This is a genomic window from Streptococcus sp. 'caviae' (assembly GCF_001937065.1).
In the GTDB taxonomy this organism is placed as follows: Bacteria; Bacillota; Bacilli; order Lactobacillales; family Streptococcaceae; genus Streptococcus.
In genome coordinates, this window is record NZ_MOWR01000022.1 from 1 (window position 1) to 706 (window position 706).

Annotated in this window: 1 tRNA gene and 1 rRNA gene; both read right to left on the reverse strand. The window is 45.3% G+C overall.

Features of this window, described 5'->3' with window-relative positions:
* Positions 1 to 327 precede the first annotated feature (327 nt).
* Positions 328 to 400: transfer RNA gene (locus BMI76_RS10445), tRNA-Ala, on the reverse strand.
* Between the two features lie 186 nt (positions 401 to 586).
* Positions 587 to 706: ribosomal RNA gene (locus BMI76_RS10450) — 16S ribosomal RNA — on the reverse strand; the annotation flags it as partial.

The following is a 706-nucleotide window of genomic DNA, read 5'->3' on the forward strand; positions in this document are numbered from 1 at the left end:
ATCGGCTCCTAGTGCCTAGGCATCCACCGTGCGCCCTTACTAACTTAACCTTATTAAAAAACTCTTTCAATATGTTCTACAGCGTTTCGGTTTCTTTTTTTGTTGCGCTATTCAATTGTCAATGAGCCATCTCTAAGATACTAAGACCGTCCCAACTTGTTGGGCAGTTCTGTAGAAAAATAGGAAACTGACGCAAGTGTCATGATAGACACGAGGAAGTTTATCTTTTTTCCTAAGAAATGAGGTCGTGTTCAATTACGTGAACACTATCTTAGTCACTAGAATACAAAATGGTCCTCTTCCGAACATCTCTTTGTATCCTAGATATGGAGCCTAGCGGGATCGAACCGCTGACCTCCTGCGTGCAAAGCAGGCGCTCTCCCAGCTGAGCTAAGGCCCCACGTCCCTCTCAAAACTAAACAAGACTACCAAGTGCTTCCGTGTAAGTACAAAGGATACTGTACCGTAATTGTACTCGGGCTAAAAGCTTGTGATTTAGATAAACCATCTTGTATGCAAGCATACTGCGCTGGTTTCCTAAAATCAAGTCGCTTTTAGACGCCCTCTGTTACTTACTCATCCTTAGAAAGGAGGTGATCCAGCCGCACCTTCCGATACGGCTACCTTGTTACGACTTCACCCCAATCATCCATCCCACCTTAGGCGGCTGGCCCCTTAAAGGTTACCTCACCGACTTCGGGTGTTA